Annotated in this window: 16 protein-coding genes; 4 read left to right on the plus strand and 12 right to left on the minus strand. The window is 68.7% G+C overall.

All coding sequences use genetic code 11. The features are described from left to right. Nucleotides 1-10: 10 nt before the first annotated feature. The 4 genes from AB0280_RS18265 to AB0280_RS18280 all read right to left on the minus strand — a co-directional run bounded on the left by AB0280_RS18265 (nt 11) and on the right by AB0280_RS18280 (nt 6,697). Nucleotides 11-1,351, minus strand: coding sequence for an MFS transporter (locus AB0280_RS18265; protein WP_425328625.1), 1,341 nt, complete (start codon nt 1,349-1,351; stop codon nt 11-13). A gap of 94 nt (nt 1,352-1,445) precedes the next feature. Then, a complete protein-coding gene (locus AB0280_RS18270) occupies nt 1,446-4,532 on the minus strand; it encodes an SMC family ATPase (RefSeq protein ID WP_366368230.1) in 3,087 nt (1,028 codons plus the stop codon). Continuing rightward, a complete protein-coding gene (locus AB0280_RS18275) occupies nt 4,529-5,707 on the minus strand; it encodes an exonuclease SbcCD subunit D (RefSeq protein ID WP_307492672.1) in 1,179 nt (392 codons plus the stop codon). The genes AB0280_RS18270 and AB0280_RS18275 overlap by 4 nt, the downstream gene beginning before the upstream one ends. Nucleotides 5,708-5,764: 57 nt before the next feature. After that, nucleotides 5,765-6,697 carry an MIP/aquaporin family protein gene (locus tag AB0280_RS18280; protein WP_307492670.1) on the minus strand — a complete coding sequence of 311 codons (933 nt, stop codon included), beginning with the start codon at nt 6,695-6,697 and terminating at the stop codon, nt 5,765-5,767. 221 nt (nt 6,698-6,918) lie between these two features. On the opposite strand from AB0280_RS18280, the gene AB0280_RS18285 reads away from it, so the two are divergent. Beyond that, nucleotides 6,919-8,004, plus strand: coding sequence for an ADP-ribosylglycohydrolase family protein (locus AB0280_RS18285; protein ID WP_307492668.1), 1,086 nt, complete (start codon nt 6,919-6,921; stop codon nt 8,002-8,004). Here the strand turns inward: AB0280_RS18285 and AB0280_RS18290 are convergent. Both AB0280_RS18290 and AB0280_RS18295 read right to left on the minus strand, forming a co-directional pair. Then, the gene (locus tag AB0280_RS18290; protein WP_307492666.1) at nt 7,985-8,464 is read right to left on the minus strand and encodes a DUF4395 domain-containing protein; all 480 of its coding nucleotides are present in this window, start codon (nt 8,462-8,464) and stop codon (nt 7,985-7,987) included. The genes AB0280_RS18285 and AB0280_RS18290 overlap by 20 nt on opposite strands. Nucleotides 8,465-8,543: 79 nt before the next feature. Beyond that, on the minus strand, nt 8,544-9,605 hold the full coding sequence (locus AB0280_RS18295; RefSeq protein ID WP_275181278.1) for an exonuclease domain-containing protein: 1,062 nt from the start codon (nt 9,603-9,605) through the stop codon (nt 8,544-8,546). An 82-nt stretch (nt 9,606-9,687) separates the two neighbouring features. Between AB0280_RS18295 and AB0280_RS18300 the strand changes: the two genes are divergently transcribed. Then, nucleotides 9,688-10,482 (plus strand): VTT domain-containing protein, encoded by a 795-nt coding sequence (locus AB0280_RS18300; RefSeq protein WP_307492663.1) that lies wholly within the window; start codon nt 9,688-9,690, stop codon nt 10,480-10,482. A 106-nt stretch (nt 10,483-10,588) separates the two neighbouring features. On the opposite strand, the gene rdgB is transcribed toward AB0280_RS18300, so the two are convergent. From rdgB to clpS, 6 genes are all read right to left on the minus strand, one after another. After that, nucleotides 10,589-11,236, minus strand: coding sequence for an RdgB/HAM1 family non-canonical purine NTP pyrophosphatase (gene rdgB / locus AB0280_RS18305; RefSeq protein WP_366368233.1), 648 nt, complete (start codon nt 11,234-11,236; stop codon nt 10,589-10,591). Further along, nucleotides 11,233-11,991 (minus strand): ribonuclease PH, encoded by a 759-nt coding sequence (gene rph / locus AB0280_RS18310; protein ID WP_159631671.1) that lies wholly within the window; start codon nt 11,989-11,991, stop codon nt 11,233-11,235. Before rph ends, rdgB begins: the two co-directional genes overlap by 4 nt. Before the next feature lie 53 nt (nt 11,992-12,044). Beyond that, a complete protein-coding gene (locus tag AB0280_RS18315; RefSeq protein WP_159631670.1) occupies nt 12,045-12,842 on the minus strand; it encodes an MBL fold metallo-hydrolase in 798 nt (265 codons plus the stop codon). Next, nucleotides 12,839-13,870, minus strand: a complete 1,032-nt coding sequence (gene murI / locus AB0280_RS18320; RefSeq protein WP_370871833.1) for a glutamate racemase — start codon at nt 13,868-13,870, stop codon at nt 12,839-12,841. Before murI ends, AB0280_RS18315 begins: the two co-directional genes overlap by 4 nt. Nucleotides 13,871-13,975: 105 nt before the next feature. Further along, nucleotides 13,976-14,542, minus strand: coding sequence for a DUF2017 domain-containing protein (locus AB0280_RS18325; RefSeq protein ID WP_366368235.1), 567 nt, complete (start codon nt 14,540-14,542; stop codon nt 13,976-13,978). Next, entirely contained in the window at nt 14,535-14,918 is a 384-nt protein-coding gene (gene clpS / locus AB0280_RS18330; RefSeq protein ID WP_159631668.1) for an ATP-dependent Clp protease adapter ClpS, read from the minus strand. Before clpS ends, AB0280_RS18325 begins: the two co-directional genes overlap by 8 nt. Before the next feature lie 96 nt (nt 14,919-15,014). Between clpS and AB0280_RS18335 the strand changes: the two genes are divergently transcribed. Both AB0280_RS18335 and AB0280_RS18340 read left to right on the plus strand, forming a co-directional pair. Then, a complete protein-coding gene (locus AB0280_RS18335) occupies nt 15,015-16,343 on the plus strand; it encodes a nicotinate phosphoribosyltransferase (RefSeq protein ID WP_366368236.1) in 1,329 nt (442 codons plus the stop codon). Continuing rightward, nucleotides 16,343-16,975 carry an isochorismatase family protein gene (locus tag AB0280_RS18340; protein WP_366368237.1) on the plus strand — a complete coding sequence of 211 codons (633 nt, stop codon included), beginning with the start codon at nt 16,343-16,345 and terminating at the stop codon, nt 16,973-16,975. The genes AB0280_RS18335 and AB0280_RS18340 overlap by 1 nt, the downstream gene beginning before the upstream one ends. Nucleotides 16,976-17,065 lie beyond the last annotated feature (90 nt).

Consider the following 17,065-nt stretch of genomic DNA (forward strand, 5'->3'; position numbering starts at 1 on the left):
ACGTGCCGTGTCAGGCTTTGCGGCGGAGGACGACGGCGGTTCCCGCGCCGAGCACGGCCAGCGCCGCCGCCGCGAAGACCGGGACGAGGAACGCGGCTCCGGCCCCCTGGAGCTGGGCCAGCTGTCCCCCAACAGAGGACCCGATGGCTGTACCGGCGACAATGCCGCTGGCCAGCGCAGTCATCACGGTGCCGAGCCTGCCGGCGGGTGCCACTTTCCCGCCCACGGCGAAGACAGTGACCATGACGGGACCCACCGGGAGTCCCAGGACCAGCAGGACTGCCGCCATCATGGGCAGCGATGACGGTACCAGCAGCAGGACCGCGAGACCTGCCATCAGGGCTGCGCAGGACACCCAGCGCAGCGCCAGTCCCGCACGGCGCGGCCAGTATGCAACCGAGAGCGCCGCAGCGGCGGAACTGAGGCCCATGACGGCATACAGCAGCCCGGCGATTTCCGCGCCGGCAAGCCCGGCAGAGAAGGCGCTCAGGGCGGCCTGGGTGGAACCAAAGAATGTGCCCATGCAGGCCATGGCAAGGACGGGCAGTGCCACGGTCCACGGCAGCTTGGTGCCCTGCGCAGCATCCTTGCGGGTCCCGCGTGCCGCCGGCCGGCTGGCAGGGACAGCCCGGTGGGTTGGATGAACGGCGAAGAGAGGCACCAAAATGATGGTCATCGCCGCTGCCAGGACCAGCGGAAGCCACGGCGCCACAAGGCTGGCCAGGATCCCCACCAGGGCCGGTCCCAGGACAAAAGTCACCTCGTCGGCCGTACTCTCGTAGGAAAGCGCTGTGTCCAGGTCACGGGCAGCCCCACCGGATGGTGCCGTTGGATCTCCGGCGTCGGCCGTGAGCGACATCCACCTGACCCGGGCCAGGGGCCCCACCTGTGGGCAGGTGGCACCGGCCGCGAAGGCAGCCGCGAGGACAGCGGGCAGGAAACCGCCCGAAACGCCAGCGGTATGGGCGGCGAGGACCAGGGCCAGCACGGCCACTGTGTTGAGTACGGCCGCCAGCAACAGGACCGGCCGCTGTCCCCGCCTGTCCGCAAGGGATCCCAGCACGGGAGCCCCCAACGCGGACCCGATACCAACGGCGCCTGCTGCGGCTCCACCGGCCGCAAAGGAGCCGCTGGCGGATGTGGCCAGGGTGAGCGTGCCCATGGCCAGCATGGCCAAGGGAAGCCGCGCAAAGAGGCCCAGGGGAATGAAACCCCTGCCGGCCAGTTGGGGAAGGCGGGAAAAGCGTCCCCGCGCTGCCGCTTCCGCCATGTCCGGGTCAAGGGTTTCCCGGGATGGAGATGCCTGGACAGGGGCGGTGCCGGTGGATGAGGGGGTCGTTTGTGGTGTCACGTCGGGGCTCGTTCAGTACGTGCGCATCGTCCCTCCTCCCGATGCGCGCAACCCGGTAACACCGATCAGTATATCGGCCCCCGTCAGGGGTTGGTCAGAGGAGGGCGTCGAGGCTTTCGGAGATCCGCAGGGTTGAGCCGTTCCGGTTCTTGACCACCTGCAGCTGGGTGCCGATCCGCTGTTTCATTTCGGCCACGTGGCTGACCAGTCCCACGACCCTCCCGCCGTCGCGGAGTCCTTCGAGGGCATCCATGACCTGCTCCAGGGACTGGTCGTCCAGGCTCCCGAAGCCCTCGTCAACGAACAGGGTTTCGATTTCCACGCCCCCGGATTCCTGCTGGACCACGTCCGCGAGGCCCAGGGCCAGCGAGAGGGAGGCCATGAAGGATTCGCCTCCGGACAGCGTGGAGGTGTCCCGGCGGAATCCCGTCCACTGGTCCACTACTTCCAGGCCCAGCCCTGACTTTGCTCCGCGGGCTGCCTTGGCGTCAGTGTGCTGGAGAAGGTAGCGGCCGTCGCTCATGGCCACCAGGCGTTCGGAGGCCGCGAGGGCCACCTGCTCCAGCCGCGCGGCCAGGACATAGCTGGTCAGGCTCATCCGGTAGGTGTTTTCGCCCCGGCCAGCGGCGGCATCGGCCAACCCGGCAAGCATCTGCGCACGTTCCGCCGGCTCGCGCGAGGAGCCTGCCAGCGCTGCATATTCGGCGGCGATGGACTTCAACGACGCCAGGCAGCGGGCAGCCATGCCGGCAGCCAGATCGGCTTCCCGCGCCTCATTCCTGGCTGTCGCCGCGTCCAGGCGCAGCGCCGCCAGCCGCTCCTCATCCGCTGTGAAGCCGCCGGCGGCTTCGTCCAGGGCGAGCACTATGTCCTCCGACTCAAACAGCCCTGCCACGCGGGCTGCCTCGTCCTGGGCTGCACGGATGGCGGACTCGAGGGCTGCCAGTTCAGCGGGCCCGAGGAGCTGGCTGCGGGCATCGTCGGCGCTTGCGAAGCCGGCATCTGGCAGGGCCAGTTCCAGGTGTTCCTGCGCTTCGGCGGCCTGCAGCCTGGCCCCATCCAGCCGCGCCTGCGCTTCGACGGCTTTGTCCAGTACAGCCACGGCCTCCTCAAGTGCCCGCAGCCGGCGTTCCAGGCTGCGGTGGCCGCCCCGGAGGCCGGTAAGCGCCGTGTCCAGCGACGCAATCTGTTCGGCCAGGTCGGCAAGGGACGCCGCCGTCCGGGACAGCTCCACTTCCGTTTCGGACAGCGTGGCCCGCGCCTGGGTAAGGCCGGCGTCCAGGGCGTCCAGCCGCTGCCGCCTGTCCTGCAGTTCCTCCGCAGCCTGCTCGGCGTCCGCCGCCGCAGCAAGGGCGTCCTCCGCGCCGGAGCGGGCTTCCTGCACGGGCGTAGTCCCGCCTTGACCGGCGAGGACCGCCACTGCCTGCTCTGCCTCGGCAAGGTCTGCGGCGACCAGGGCATGGGCTGCCTCGGCGGCTTCGTACAGACCGTGGGCCCGTTCCTCATCCTGGGCCAGGGCCGGGCCTCCGGTTCCCGCATCCGCCGGGCCGGGATGATGTCCGCTTCCGCAGACGGGGCAGGGTTCCCCGGCAACCAGCCCCGCTGCCAGTTCCGACGCAGCGTTGGCCAGCCGTTCCTCCCGCAGGTCCAGCCAGCGGCGTTTGGCCTCGAGGAGGTTCTCCCGCGAGTCGCCGTGGCGGCTCTTGACCCGGTCCCTGCGTTCGATGGCTGTCCCGTGCCGCCGGACGACGTCCAGCAGCTCCGCCGCCGCAGCAGCTTCCTTGCGCCGCAGCGCAGCTTCCACCGAACGGGCCTCCAGCTGGTCCATGCCGTTGGCCAGCTGTTCGCGTTCCGCCACCAGGCGCTCGGTGCGCCGGCCCAGTGTCTCCACGGCGAGCTCCAGCTCACCCAGCCTGCCGGTGAGGCCTTGGTGCCGCTTCCGCAGCTCCTGGAGCCTGTCCTCGTCGGGCAGCCGTGCCTCGACGACGGCCAGCAGCGATCGCAGGCGGCCCAGTTCCTCCGAAGCCCCCGGCATGCTCCCCCAAGCGTCTTTTGCGGTTCCGGGGCTGGCATCGGCACTCTCTGCCGGTCCACTGCCGAGCTGGGCCAGTTCGCCGCCGTCCCCGGCGGCCAGGCGGAGCAACGTCATGGCTGATTCGGCGGCCGCGGCGGCGGCACGGACTTTGGCAGCTGCAGCGTCCACAGCCTGCAGTTGCCCGTGAAGAACCTCTGCCTGGCGGTGCCGCCCAAGCCGGGCGCTGGTTTGTTCCCGCTGCGCCGCCCCTGCCTCGACGGCCTTTTGCCGTGCTGTCGCGGCTGCGAGTTTGCGGTGCCGTTCATGGCGGGCAGCCTCCTGCTCAGCCTCTGTGCGGCGCGCCTGGTTCAGAGCCTCAGCGGCGGCGGCCTGCTCCGTGAGTTCCGCCAGGCGCACGGCAGCAGACGCCTGCAGCCAATCAAGGCGGCGGGGAATATCGTCCGCCGGCGGCGCCTCCTCCTCGGGAAGCTGGAGCGGGGCGGCCTCGGTTTCGGCACGCGCGGCCAGGATGCCGAGTTGGCCGGACAGCACGGCCACGTCCTCCCGCGCGGCGGCGGCCTGCCGGGACAGTTCCTGTTCCAGGGCTTCAAACCTCTGGGTACCGAAAAGCTTCTGCAGCAGGTCCAGCCGGTCAGCAGCCTTGGAGCGAAGGAAGGCAGCGAAATCACCCTGCGGCAGCATCACCACCCTGGTGAACTGTTCGCGGTCCATGCCCAACAAGGCCATGATCTCCGCGCCCGCTTCATCATTGCGGGCAGACTTCTCCACCCAGGCCCCGCCCACCCGTTCGCGGAGCAGCGTCTTGGCCTGCTGGCCCGTGAAGCCGTTCTTCCCGCGGGTGCTGGGCTTCTCCCACGCCGGGGACCGGGTCACTTCGAAGCGGCGGCCCTGGGCGGAAAATTCACAGGTGACGGCGGGTTCCTGCCCGGGCTCGGCATGGTCGCTGCGCAGCCGCTTGCCGTCCTGCCGTGCCCCCGGAACGGAGCCGTAGAGCGCAAAGCAGATGGCATCAAGCACGCTGGTTTTGCCGGCGCCGGTGGGCCCGTTCAGCAGGAACAGTCCGTGTGCGCTGAGCCGGTCAAAATCGATGTCCTCGGTTCCGGCAAAGGGCCCGAACGCCGAAATGCGCAGATGGTGGATCCTCACCGCGACACCTCCAGGAGCCTGACGTTCTCCAGCGCGGCCGCGAGCGCGGTCTTTTCCGCCGGGTCGGCGCTCCTTCCCCGCACGTGGTCCAGGAATCCGCAGCAGACGGCGAGGTCGTCCGGGGCGCCTGCAAGCCTGCTGCTGTAGCTGGCCTCCGTGGCGGCAGTGGCGCCCTGGGGATCAAAGGCAAGGACCAGCGTGTCAGGGAACCTGGCGCGCAGCCGTTCCATGGCACGGGTGGGGCGCTGGGAATCGGTAAGGGTGACCTGGCAATAGGCGGTTTCAGCCCATGCATATGCCGGATTCCCCAGGAGATCCTCCAGCGGTCCGCGGAGAACGGCCAGCGAACGCGGCGCCTCCCAGAGGACTTCCGCCACCGACGCGACGCCCTCCGGACCGATCTCCACCAGCCAGGCGCCCTTCTGGTGCGTGGACTCCGAAAAGGAATAGGCCAGCGGCGACCCCGAATACCTGACGGAACCGGACAGCTTCTGCCGGCCATGCAGGTGGCCCAGCGCGGTATAGCTGAACCCGTCGAAGAGGTCCAACGGAACAGCTCCCACGCCGCCAATGCTGAGGTCCCGCTCGCTGTCTGAACTGATGCCTCCGCTGGCGAAGGTATGGGCCAGGACCACTGAGTGGACGGTGCCAGACGCGGCGCGCCGGGCGATGTCTTCCCGGATCAGCGCGGTTGCGGCGCGGGTGACCTCGAAATGGCTTGCCGTTTCCACCCCCAGCTGTTCGGCGACCATCCTGGGCTCAAGCCACGGGATGCCGTAGAGCGCCAGCGTCGCCTCCTTCCCGGCCGCATCCGTTCCCAGCGGCAGCAGCAGGGGCTGGTCCAGGTCCTCCACCCTGGTGCGCAGGTGCACTCCCCCGCGTTCCAGCAGCCGGGAGGCGAACCCCAGGCGGATGGCGGAGTCGTGGTTGCCGCTGGTGAGGACCACTTTCGCGCCTGCGGCAGTGAGCCGGACCAGGGCGTCGTCAAGAAGGTGGACCACGTCCACGCCCGGGAGCGCCCGGTCATAGACGTCGCCGGCGATCAGGACGACGTCGACGCTGTCCCGTTCAACCGCCGCCACCAACTGGTCAACGAAGGCCCGCTGGGCATCCAGCATTCCGACGCCGTGGAAGGAACGGCCCAGGTGCCAGTCCGAGGTGTGAAGTAACCGCATGTTCCTAAGCTATCGGCAGCCACTGACAGTGCAGAAAAACGCCGCGGCAAACAGCGCTCAGGACCTTTTGCCGTCAAAGAACTCCTGTGCCTCGCTGACACCGCGGGCTTTCTCCTGGCGGGCAGCCGCCGCAGCGGCAGGCTCATTCACGGCAACAGCGTCGGCGTCATCATCGGCGTCATCGTCAGCGCCGGTGTCATGCCCGGCAGCCTCCACGTCGGCAACGGGTGCAGGGGAACCGGTCACCTCGCCGATCCGGAACACCAGCCCCGCGATGGCAGCGCCGGCCAGCGGCGCCACCAGGAAGACCCACAGCTGCTCCACGGCCCAGCCGGAGCTGAAGACGGCGGACGCAACGGCACGTGCGGGGTTGAACGGCAGGTTTCCCACCGACTGGCCCACCTGCAGCAGGGCGGCAAATGACAGGCCGACGGCGACGGGCGCCACCGTGCGGGCGCCTCCGTCACGGCCGGAGGCTCCCAGGAAGACAGCCACGATGATGACGGCACCCAGCAGTTCCAGGAGGACGACGGCGGCGAGGGGCGCCTGGATGATGGAGTGCTCACCGAAGCCCGCGGCCACGGTATCGAAGGCGGTGCGGCTGTCCGGGATGCTGGGCAGCGTGCGCAGGATGCCGAACAGGGCCAGGGCGCCCATCAGGGCCCCGACGAGCTGGGCGGCAGCGTAGGCGGCGGCCGCGCCGGCCCGGATCCGCCCGGCCAGGAGGTGCCCCAGGGTGATGGCAGGGTTGAAGTGGCCGCCGGAGATATGTCCGAAGGCCAGCATGGCGGCGGTAACGGCCAGGCCGGCAGCCAGTGCGGAGGGGACCGGGCTGGACTGCGGAATACTGAACAGAGGCACGCCCAGGCCAGCCACCGCCAGGAAAAGGCTGCCAAAGGCCTCGGCCGCCAGGCGGGGCAGCAGGCCGGTGGGTGCGGCAGGCGTGCCGCCGGGCTGCAGTGCGTCGCGGGCTGGGACAGGGGTGCTCATGATGGGACCTTTGCTTGTGGGGGTCTGGGGTTCGGGCTGCCGGGGTGGCTCGGGCGCCGCGGCCGTCCAGCGACGTGCTGCTTCCCGTCGATGGTGGCGCCGGGCAACCCGAGCAGTATGCCAGTCCCGGCTGTGCGTTTGCTGGACGGCAGCTGTCTGTCGGGTTGCCGGACCCCGGTATGCAGCGCGGGCCTCCGGGCTGCGGACGGTAAATTTACTCCATGAGCTTCGACCACGGCATCCCCGCGCCCACCCTCAAGTCCCGCATCCACGGCTCCCTGCTGGGCGGGGCACTGGGCGACGCCCTGGGCTACGCCGTGGAATCCGATTCCATCGCGGCGATCCGGCAGCGCTTCGGGGCGCAGGGCCTGGCTGGCTTTGAGGACCTGCAGGGCCCGTGCCATTTTTCCGACGACACCCAGCTGACCTTGTACACGGTGGATGGGCTGGTGGAGGCGCTGGAATGGGCCAACTCCGGCGTGGGCGCGGACGTGAACGCCTGCCTTTGGCTGGCGTACCTGCGCTGGCTGGCCACCCAGGGTGAGGAGGCCGGGCCGTCCGCACCGGCACCCCAGCCCCGCTGGATCGACGGCAACGAGGTGCTCCGGCAGCGCAGGCGCCCCGAGGAGGAATGCATTTCCGGGCTTGCCAGCGGTGAAATGGGAACCATCAGCCGCCCGGTGAACCCCGGAGCCAGGGGCGCCGGCACGGTGATGCGTTCGGCACCGTTTGGGCTGGTGCCGCACATCACGCCCGACGCCGTCTATAAGCTAAGTGCCGACGCCGCCGCCCTGACGCACGGGCACCCTTCAGCCCGGCAGAGTGCGGGCATCTTCAGCCTCCTGATCCACCGGCTGGTGTCCGGTGTGGGGCTGCGGGACGCCGCCGCCGGGGTTACGGCGCACGCCGGCGACCTTGTGGACGTCGCCCCGGAGCTGCCGGAACGCCTTGAGGCGGCCCTCCGGCTCGCGGACAAGGCGCTTGTCGGGCCCGAAGAACTGCTCCAGGTGCTGGGCGGGGGCCGGACAGCGGAGGAAGCCCTCGCCGTCGCGCTTTATGCCGTCATGGCCACAGCCCCGGCCGACGGGGCGGACACACAGCCCGTTGACCATTTCCGTCGTGCCATGGCCGTTGCCGTGAACCACAGCGGCCCCAGCGATACCGCGGGTTCGCTGGCAGGAAACATTCTGGGAGCCTTGTACGGTGAGGACTGCCTCCCGGCGCAGTGGCTCGGGGCCCTGGAAGCGCCGGAGGTGGTCCGCGGCATGGCCGATCAGCTGGTGAAGGTTACGACCGGCGAAGGCTGATGTTGTTGCAGGCTTCGCAGACGTCCTCCGGGATCACTCCGCGGCGCTGCAGGAACCCGAAGATGGTGCAGCCAAGGCAGAAACCCGCGAAGGCTTCCAGCGAGGCAGCAATCACCAGGATGCCCAGCAGCGTCCAGGCTGCCGGCGCCGCGCCGGCGGCGAAGAGGAGCAGCGCGCCGGTGGACACTGCCGCACCGATTCCCTGGGCGAAACGCTTGGGCGGCCCGGAAACCAGCTTCACCTTTCCCAGCCGCGGGGTGATCACCTTGACCGACAGCAGCGCCAGGGGCGAAATCCGGGGGCCGAAGAGCAGCCGCAGCCAGAATCCGGCGGCGATCGCTGCCAGCCCCCAGCCTGAATTTGCCACCGCGGTGACGACGGCGAGCAGCACCACGAGCGCTGCCGTGGTGCGGGCGGCGTATTCATTGACGGGGTTGGGGAAAGTGAACAGGGAGGCCATCCCGCCAGGGTAGGAGCCACCCGCCGGAGCGGCCAAGCTTTATTGCGCCGGATGACTGTGCGCAGCCCCCGCCCGGGGATCAGGCGCTGACGGCGGGTGCGCGGGCGCCGGCCCAGGCTTCCCCGGGACCATCGAGCGGCCCCCGGGCATCCGCGCCGCCCACCATCTGCAGGAACTCCCCCTCGGACAGCACTTCGATGGCCTGCCCCCGGTCGTGAAGCTCCAGGACCCGGCGCGCCTTGCCGGTGAGCCTGCCCGAGCGAAGGTCCGAGGCAACAAACCCGTCCCCCACCACCAGGACGGTGGTCCGCGCGGTGACCCGGCTCTCGGTCCGCGCCCCGCACCGGGCCGACCGCAGTTTGGCATCCGGACGGTTGATGGAGAGCTGCCCGGTGAACACCACCGTCTGGGCGTACAACGGGTGCCCGGGCTCGGCGTCAAGGTTGGGCTCCGGGTTCAGTCCTTCCTCCGGCCAGCCGGACTGGAACCGGCGGACCAGGGTGGCCCCGTTGCCGGAGTTGCCTGCCAGCGCCGCGAGGCTGGCTTTGGACAGGTCGTCCGTGGCGGGGTCGAAGGCCTGCTGCCGTGGCATGGCCAGCCCCAGGGACAGGTAGAGTTCGGCGATGCTGTTGGCACCGTTGCGGCCGGCAATGTCGACGAGGATGCCGGCGCAGGCGCGGGCATCCTCCGCGGCGTCGTGGTGGTTGACCAGCGGGACGCCCGCTTCCTCGGCGGCGAAAGGCAGGGAATTGGACACCAGCGAATAGCAGCGACGGGACAGCATGACGGTGCAGACGTAGTCATAGGCCGGGCCGGGCAGGCCGGAGACTTCCAGCGCCGAGCGGATCACGCCGAGGTCGAAGGCGGCGTTGTGCGCGGCCAGCACGTCGTCGCCGATAAATGCGCCGATTTCGGGGAACAGGTCGCCAAAGCGGGGCGCGCCGGCGACGTCAGCGGCAGTGATGCCGTGGATCCTGACGTTGTTGTGGTCGAAGGAGTCGTATCCCGCCGGCGGACGCATCAGCCAGGAGGCCTCCTCAACGATCCGGCCTCCCCTCACCTTGGTCAGCCCCACCGAGCACGGGGAGCCACGGAAGCCGTTGGCCGTTTCGAAGTCGATCGCCGTAAAGTCCAAACCCACGGCCCCTACCTTACCGCCGCGGACCCCCGGCCCCGGGGAGCACAGGCCCGTCAAGTACCCTTGAGGGGTGAACTTTCCTGTGATGAATGACCTCGCTGTGTCCATGCTGGGCGGTGCGGGACCGGTCCAGCCGAAAATGGCTTCCTTCCTGCCCGATTGGCTGAACCCCCAGGTCTTCCTGGCCGATCCCGCGCTGGCCCCCTGGGTGGTCCTGCTGGTGTGCGGCATCATCTTCGCCGAGACCGGCCTGCTCATCGGTTTCTTCCTGCCGGGCGATTCCATGCTGTTCACGGCGGGCCTGCTGGTGGCCACGGGCACCATCAAGTTCAACATCTTCGCGTTCGCCGCGTTGATCGTGGTGTCCGCGATCATTGGCAACCAGGCCGGCTACCTGATCGGATCCAAGGCCGGCCCCGCCATCTTCAACAGGCCCAACTCCAAGCTGTTCAAACGCGAAAATGTCGAGAGCGCCCACGCATTCTTCGAAAAGCACGGCGGCAAGGCACTGATCCTGGCCCGCTTCGTGCCTATCATCCGTACCTTCGTGCCCGTGATCGTCGGCGTGGCGCAAATGAGCAAGCGAAAGTTCTTCATCTACAACGTCATCGGCGCCGTGCTGTGGGGCGGCGGCGTCACGCTCCTCGGCTACCTGCTGGGCGACAAGGTCCCGTGGGTCCGCGACAACCTTGACATTATCTTCATCGTCATCGTGCTGGTCTCGGTGGTCCCCATCGGCATCGAGCTCCTGCGCGGGCTGTCCGCACGGCGCCAGGCCGGTGCCTACGGCACCGACGCCGTTGACGAATACATCGAGGAACACGAACCGGAAGAGGAGCAGAAGACTCCCCGGAACATCCATCGCGGCCGGCCGGAGTAGCAGTCCTCCGCCCGCTCCCGACACCCAAAAAGGTGCGCACCCCGCCGGGGTGCGCACCTTTTTTGCTGGGTCCGATTTGCGGGTTCCCGCGGCCCGGCGCCTTGTCCTAGCCTGCGGCTTCCAGTGCCGCCACGATGGAGGGCAGCAGCGCCCGGAAGGCCTTGCCGCGGTGGCTGATGGCGTTCTTTTCCTCGGCGGACAGCTCGGCGCAGCTGCGTTCCTCGCCCGCCGGCTGCAGCACGGGGTCATAGCCGAAACCACCGGCACCGCGCGGTTCACGCAGGAGGATGCCCTCCAGCTGCCCGTACTCCACCACCTCGCGCCCGGGGCCCTGCGCGTCCGCGGGCATGGCCAGGGCGGCGGCGCACACAAACGCGGCACCGCGGTGCTCGTCGGGAACATCGGACAGCTGGTTCAGCAGGAGTTCCAGGTTGGCGGCATCGTCACCGTGCCGCCCCGCCCAGCGGGCGGAGAAGATGCCCGGGGCCCCGCCCATGACGTCCACGGCAAGGCCGGAGTCGTCGGCGATGGCCACCAGGCCGGTGGCCCCGGCCACCGCACGCGCCTTCAGCAGGGAGTTCTCGGCGAACGTCACGCCGGTCTCGACGACGTCCGGCGCACCCGCCGCAGCGGCGTCCACCACCTGGGTGTCGACGTCGAGCCCTGGCACCTGTCCGCGCAGCAGCTCACGGAGTTCGCTGAGTTTGCCTTTGTTGTGCGTGGCGAGCACCAGCCGGGGAGCCACACCGGTCACAGGGTGTCCGCGAGGGTCTCGCGCTGGATGGCGGCCAGCTGGGCCGTGCCCAGCAGCGCGAGGTCCAGGAGCTGGTTCAGCTCGTCCCGGTCGAAGGGCGCACCCTCCGCAGTGCCCTGCACTTCGACGAACTTGCCGGAGCCGGTGACCACCACGTTCATGTCGGTCTCCGCCCGGACGTCCTCCACGTAGGGCAGGTCAAGCATGGGGACGCCATCGATGATTCCCACCGATACCGCCGCGATGGTGTCGATGAGCGGCTGGGCATTCCTGGCGATGAGCTTGGTGTCGCGGGCAAACCGGATGGCGTCGGCAAGCGCTACGTAGGCGCCGGTGATGGCTGCGGTGCGGGTGCCGCCGTCGGCCTGCAGGACGTCGCAGTCCAGGACGATGGTGTTCTCGCCCAGTGCCTTGGTGTCGATGATGGAGCGCAGCGAACGCCCGATCAGGCGGGAGATCTCGTGCGTGCGGCCGCCGATCTTTCCCTTGACGGATTCGCGGTCCGAACGCGTGTTGGTGGCGCGCGGCAGCATGGCGTACTCGGCCGTGACCCAGCCGCGGCCCTCGCCCTTGAGCCAGCGCGGGACCCCGGCGGTCAGTGATGCCGTGCACAGGACCCTGGTGTTGCCGAATTCGATCAGCGCCGATCCCTCAGCCTGGTTGGACCATCCGCGGGTGATGCTGATGGGCCGGAGCTGGTCGGCTGCGCGGCCGTCGGCGCGCACAATGGGTACTGCTGTTGCTTCAGATGTCATGCCTTTAGCTTATCGAGTGCCGGTGCGGCAGGCAGGCGCCGGGATACGCGCGGCTAGATCGTGTAGTGCACGCCCGCCACGGCAACCGCAACGTCGCCGGGAAACACCGGGCGGGCTTCGGCCATCACGGTGGTCTGGGACGTCCACACCGGGATGTGGGTCAGCAGGAGCCGCCGCGCGCCCGCTGCCGCTGCGGCCTCCCCGGCCCGCTTGCCCGTCAGGTGCACGTCGTTGATGCCGTCATCACGGCCCTCTTCGAAGGCTGCCTCGCACAGGAAGAGGTCCGCGTCCTTGGCGGCTTCCTCGAGCCCGGCGCAGGAATCGGTGTCCCCGGAATAGGTCAGGACGCGGGACACCGGGCTGCCGTCCTTGCCGGGTTCCACCACTTCCACCCGGAGAGCGTAGGCCTCCTCGATGGGGTGGTTGACGGCGAACGGGGTGATGGTGAACGGCCCCACGGTCACGGGCTCGCGTTCGGTCCAGTTGGTGAAGTCGAATTCTTCGTGCATGCCCGGGTCCAGGGGAAGGCCGTAGGCGGTGGCCATCCGGTCTGCCGTGGCGGCGGGCCCCCACACGGGGATCCGGCCACGGCCCCAGCCGCCCGGCTTCCAGCGGATGGCAACGTGCAGCCCGCACAGGTCCATGCAGTGGTCAGGGTGCAAGTGGGTGAGGAAGATCGCGTCGATGTCCTCCAGGTCCGTGTAGCGCTGGATGGCCCCCAGTGCCCCGCTGCCGAGGTCCATCACCACCTTCCAGGTCCGCTCGCCGTCGGTGGCGGTCAGGAGGTAGCACGACGCCGGGGAGCCGGGTCCGGGGAATGAGCCCGTGCATCCCACGATGGTCAGCTTCACTGGGCGGACCTTCCGCCGCGGCGCGCCCCGGCTAGACCGCCGCCCACGAAGTTGGAGATCCGGGGACGGTTACGCGCGCTTTGGGCGGCGGCGATCATCTCAGGGGTTATCCGGGCCAGGCTGCCGGTGGGGTACTGCGCGGCCACATGGTCCACGTGCCGGACTGACAAGACTTCCGGTCCCAGGAACCGCCGGGCGAGCGCCTCGAACTGCCCGGCGTCACCGGTGGCGACGAAGTGGTGCTCGGGCGGCGCCTCCGAGGTGCGCTGCAGGTTGTGGGTGGCCAGGGCGCGGTAGACGTCCTTGGCGGTCTCCTCCGCGCTGGAAACCAGCGTGACGTCGGCGCCCATGACGTAGGAGATGACGCCCGTCAGCAGCGGGTAGTGGGTGCAGCCCAGGACCACGGTGTCCACCCCGGCGGCCTTCAGCGGTGCCAGGTATTCCTCGGCGACGGCGAGCAGCGCCGGGCCCGTGGTGATGCCGGCTTCCACGTAGCTGACGAACTCCGGGCACGCCACCGACGTGATGTCCAGGTCAGGCGCCGCGGCGAAGGTGTCCTCGTACGCGCGGGACCCCACGGTTGCGGACGTGCCGATCACGCCCACCTTTCCGGTGCGGGTGGCGGCAACGGCACGCCGGACGGCAGGCTGGATGACCTCGATGACCGGGATGCCGTACTTGGCGGTGTAGCGCTCCCGGGCGTCCCGGAGGACAGCGGCCGACGCCGAGTTGCAGGCGATGGTGAGCAGCTTGACGCCGGAGTCCACCAGTTCGTCCATCACACCCAGGGCGTTGGCCCGCACTTCGGCGATGGGAAGCGGGCCGTACGGCCCGTGGGCGGTGTCCCCCACATAGAGGATGGACTCATTGGGAAGCTGGTCAATGATGGAGCGGGCCACGGTGAGGCCGCCGACACCGGAATCGAAGACGCCGATGGGGCGGGCTTCCGGGGCAGCGGCCGGCAGCTCGCCTTCGCCGGAGTCAGGCTGCGTTTCTGCCGGTGGTTCCATGCTCGGGGCTGTTGTCATGATTATTCGAGGATAGGGGGTCCCGGAACCGTCAGCCATCATCTTGTGTCCGGTAACTCATGTCTGGTGTGTCACAGCGCACGGCCTCCCCCGGGCCGCCGGAGCTCACCGCCGGGGTTCCATGGACTGCAGCATGGCCTGGACCAGTGACTCCTGCAGCCAGGTGGTGAAGTTGTACACCAGCGCCAGGTAGCTCTCCACATCCTCGGCCTGGGACCAGTCCTGCATGCGGTGGACGTGCTCGGCGTCTGCCTCATCGCGGATGTCCAGCCGCTCCGCCAGGACCAGCCGCACGTCGTTCAACGCCATCGACCAGTGCCGGGCCCCCTCGGGGGTCAACACGATCTCGTCCTTGTCCAGGTCCAAAGCAGCCGCGCGGAGGGCGCCGATCTTTGTTTCCCGCAGTGAACGCTCGGTGAGCTGGCGGAACTCAAGGGACGCGGCGCCGTCGTCCTTCACCACTTTGGGGAGCAGCCGCTTAACCGCACGGTCCGTGGGTTCGGCCACATCCATGTCCAGGCCAATGAGGGCCGCCAGCGGGTCCTGACCCGTGCGGTCCTCGGGCTGGAGCATGGAGATGACGTCATCGATGAGGCTGCGGAGCAGGTCCCGTTCAGCAGGTTCCAGGTAGCCCGTGATGCCTTTGAGCCCGTATTTGAATGCCTTAGCCACGCTTCCCCTTACCTTGGCCCGGCCCGCCGGACTTGCCTGAACTGCCGCCGGTGCCGCCGCTGGCTTTTTCCACCGTGGCCCAGAGCCCAAACCCGTGCATGGCCACGGCGTGGCGCTCCACTTGTTCCTTGCTGCCCGAAGCAACGATGGAACGGCCCTTCTTGTGGACTTCCATCATGAGCTTGTTCGCTTTGCTTTCCGGGTAGCCGAAGTAGCTTTGGAAAACGTAGCTGACGTAACTCATCAGGTTGACGGGATCGTTCCAGATCACCAGGTTCCAGGGGATGTCCGGGGCGGTCAGGGAGTCGGTGGACTCTGCTGTGCCGGTCCGGATGCCCTCCTGTGTATCAGGGCCGGGCGCAACGCTTATGGTCATCTGTCCATTCTATGTTGGGGTTGGGCCCACGCCGGCGAGGGCCCCACGGGGAAGCGAAGCGAGACGAGGGAGCCGGTGGGGACTAGAGTGATTTTCGTGAGCACCTCAGCCGGCTGGGACCATCCCCGCACGTCCTTTTATACCGACCACTACGAGCTGACCATGCTGCAGGCGTCCCTTCATTCGGGGGCGGCACACCGCAGGTCCGTGTTCGAGGCGTTTGCACGGCGCCTGCCCGACGGCCGGCGCTACGGCATTGTTGCGGGCACTGGACGCCTCCTGGAAGGCATTGCGAATTTCCGCTTCGGCGAGGCGGAACTGGATTTCCTGGAACGCACCCAGGTGGTCAACCAGGAAACGCTGGAGTACCTGGCCAACTACAAATTCTCCGGCGACATCTGGGGCTACGCCGAGGGGGAAGCGTATTTTCCCAACTCCCCCATCCTGGTGGTGGAGGCCTCGTTCGCCGAAGCCTGCATGCTGGAGACCTACCTGCTGTCCGTGCTCAACCACGACACCGCCATCGCCTCCGCCGCGTCCCGGATGGTCAGCGCGGCGGGCGGCCGTCCCTGCATCGAAATGGGATCCCGGCGCACCCACGAGGAGGCTGCCACCGCATCGGCGCGGGCGGCGATCATTGCCGGCTTTGACAGCACGTCCAACCTTGAGGCGGGCATCCGCTACGGCGTGAAAACCGTGGGGACTGCAGCCCACTCGTTCACCCTTCTGCACGACACCGAGCGGGAGGCCTTTGAGGCCCAGATTGCCTCGCTCGGCGCGGGCACCTCCCTGCTGGTGGACACGTACGACGTCGAAAAGGCCGTCCGCACGGCCGTCGAGCTGGCAGGGCCGCAGCTGGGCGCCGTCCGGCTGGACTCGGGCGACCTGGTGGCCCAGGCCCAGTGGGTACGCCGCCTCCTGGACGACCTCGGGAACGAGCACACGAAGATCGTGGTGACCTCGGACCTGGACGAGTACGCCATCGCAGCCCTGCAGTCGGCCCCTGTGGACTCCTACGGGGTGGGCACCTCGCTGGTGACCGGGTCAGGGGCCCCGACGGCGAGCATGGTCTACAAACTCGTCAGCCGCACCGACGACGACGGCAACTTCGTCTCCGTTGCCAAGGCGGCCAAGAACAAGGCCAGCGTGGGCGGCCGCAAGTACGCACTGCGGAAGCTGGACGAACGCGGTACCGCCACCGCCGAGGTAGTGGGAGTGGGCCACCGGCCCGAGGACGACGGCAACGACCGTGCGTTGCTGCAGCAGTTCATGAAGAACGGCGAACTGCTGCCGGGCTGGACCGGGCACGAAGGCGTTCTGCGCGCACGGCAGCGCCACGCAGATTCCATGGCTGAGCTGCCGCCGGTGGTCAACCGCCTGCAGCGCGGCGAGGCCGCGATCCCCACCATCTACGAGGAGCACTGATGTCGCGCGCTTTGATCATCGTGGACGTGCAGAACGACTTCTGCGAGGGCGGCTCGCTCGCCGTTCCCGGCGGAGCCGCCGTTGCGGGCGCCATCAGCGAGTACCTGGACGCCCACCACAGCGAATTCGACCATGTGGTGGCCACCCAGGACTGGCACATCGACCCCGGCAGCCACTTTTCCGATACGCCCGATTACAAGGAGAGCTGGCCCCGGCACTGCGTGGCAGGCACCCGCGGAGCCGAACTCCATCCGGACCTGGACACGGAGTACGTCGATGCGTACTTCCGGAAAGGCCAGTTCGCCGCCGCCTACTCAGGCTTCGAGGGCCTGCTGGCCCCTGAGGACGCCGTCCCCACCGGGGAACGGCAGCCCGGCGGCCTGCCCGGCGCCCAGGCACAGCTGGAAGCCGACGAGGACGCCATCGGCCTCGACGACTGGCTGCAGAGCCATGACGTGGAGGACGTGGTGGTGGTTGGCATCGCCACCGACTACTGCGTGAAGGCCACAGCCCTGGACGCCATCCAGGCCGGCTACGGCGTCACCGTGGTGCGGTCGCTGACCGCCGGTATCGCCGAGGACCTGGAAGACGCCGTTGCCGAGATGGAACTCGGCGGGGCGGACATCGCCTAGGTGTACTCAGTCAGTAGGTTGGTTGCACCTGCTGATAGGTGGTTTGCCTCCGAGGCTGCCGTGTGGCCGGTGGTTGTTGTAGAAGTTTAG

Source organism: Pseudarthrobacter sp. 902506025 (genome assembly GCF_040702325.1).
GTDB lineage: Bacteria > Actinomycetota > Actinomycetes > Actinomycetales > Micrococcaceae > Arthrobacter.

Coding starts and splice junctions, on each gene's coding strand:
- AB0280_RS18275 (WP_307492672.1), bottom strand. CDS start 5,707: ATGCGGTTACTTCACACCTCGGACTGGCACCTGGGCCGTTCCTTCCAC.
- AB0280_RS18280 (WP_307492670.1), bottom strand. CDS start 6,697: ATGAGCACCCCTGTCCCAGCCCGCGACGCACTGCAGCCCGGCGGCACG.
- AB0280_RS18285 (WP_307492668.1), top strand. CDS start 6,919: ATGAGCTTCGACCACGGCATCCCCGCGCCCACCCTCAAGTCCCGCATC.
- AB0280_RS18290 (WP_307492666.1), bottom strand. CDS start 8,464: ATGGCCTCCCTGTTCACTTTCCCCAACCCCGTCAATGAATACGCCGCC.
- AB0280_RS18300 (WP_307492663.1), top strand. CDS start 9,688: ATGAATGACCTCGCTGTGTCCATGCTGGGCGGTGCGGGACCGGTCCAG.
- rph (WP_159631671.1), bottom strand. CDS start 11,991: ATGACATCTGAAGCAACAGCAGTACCCATTGTGCGCGCCGACGGCCGC.
- murI (WP_370871833.1), bottom strand. CDS start 13,870: ATGACAACAGCCCCGAGCATGGAACCACCGGCAGAAACGCAGCCTGAC.
- clpS (WP_159631668.1), bottom strand. CDS start 14,918: ATGACCATAAGCGTTGCGCCCGGCCCTGATACACAGGAGGGCATCCGG.
- AB0280_RS18340 (WP_366368237.1), top strand. CDS start 16,343: ATGTCGCGCGCTTTGATCATCGTGGACGTGCAGAACGACTTCTGCGAG.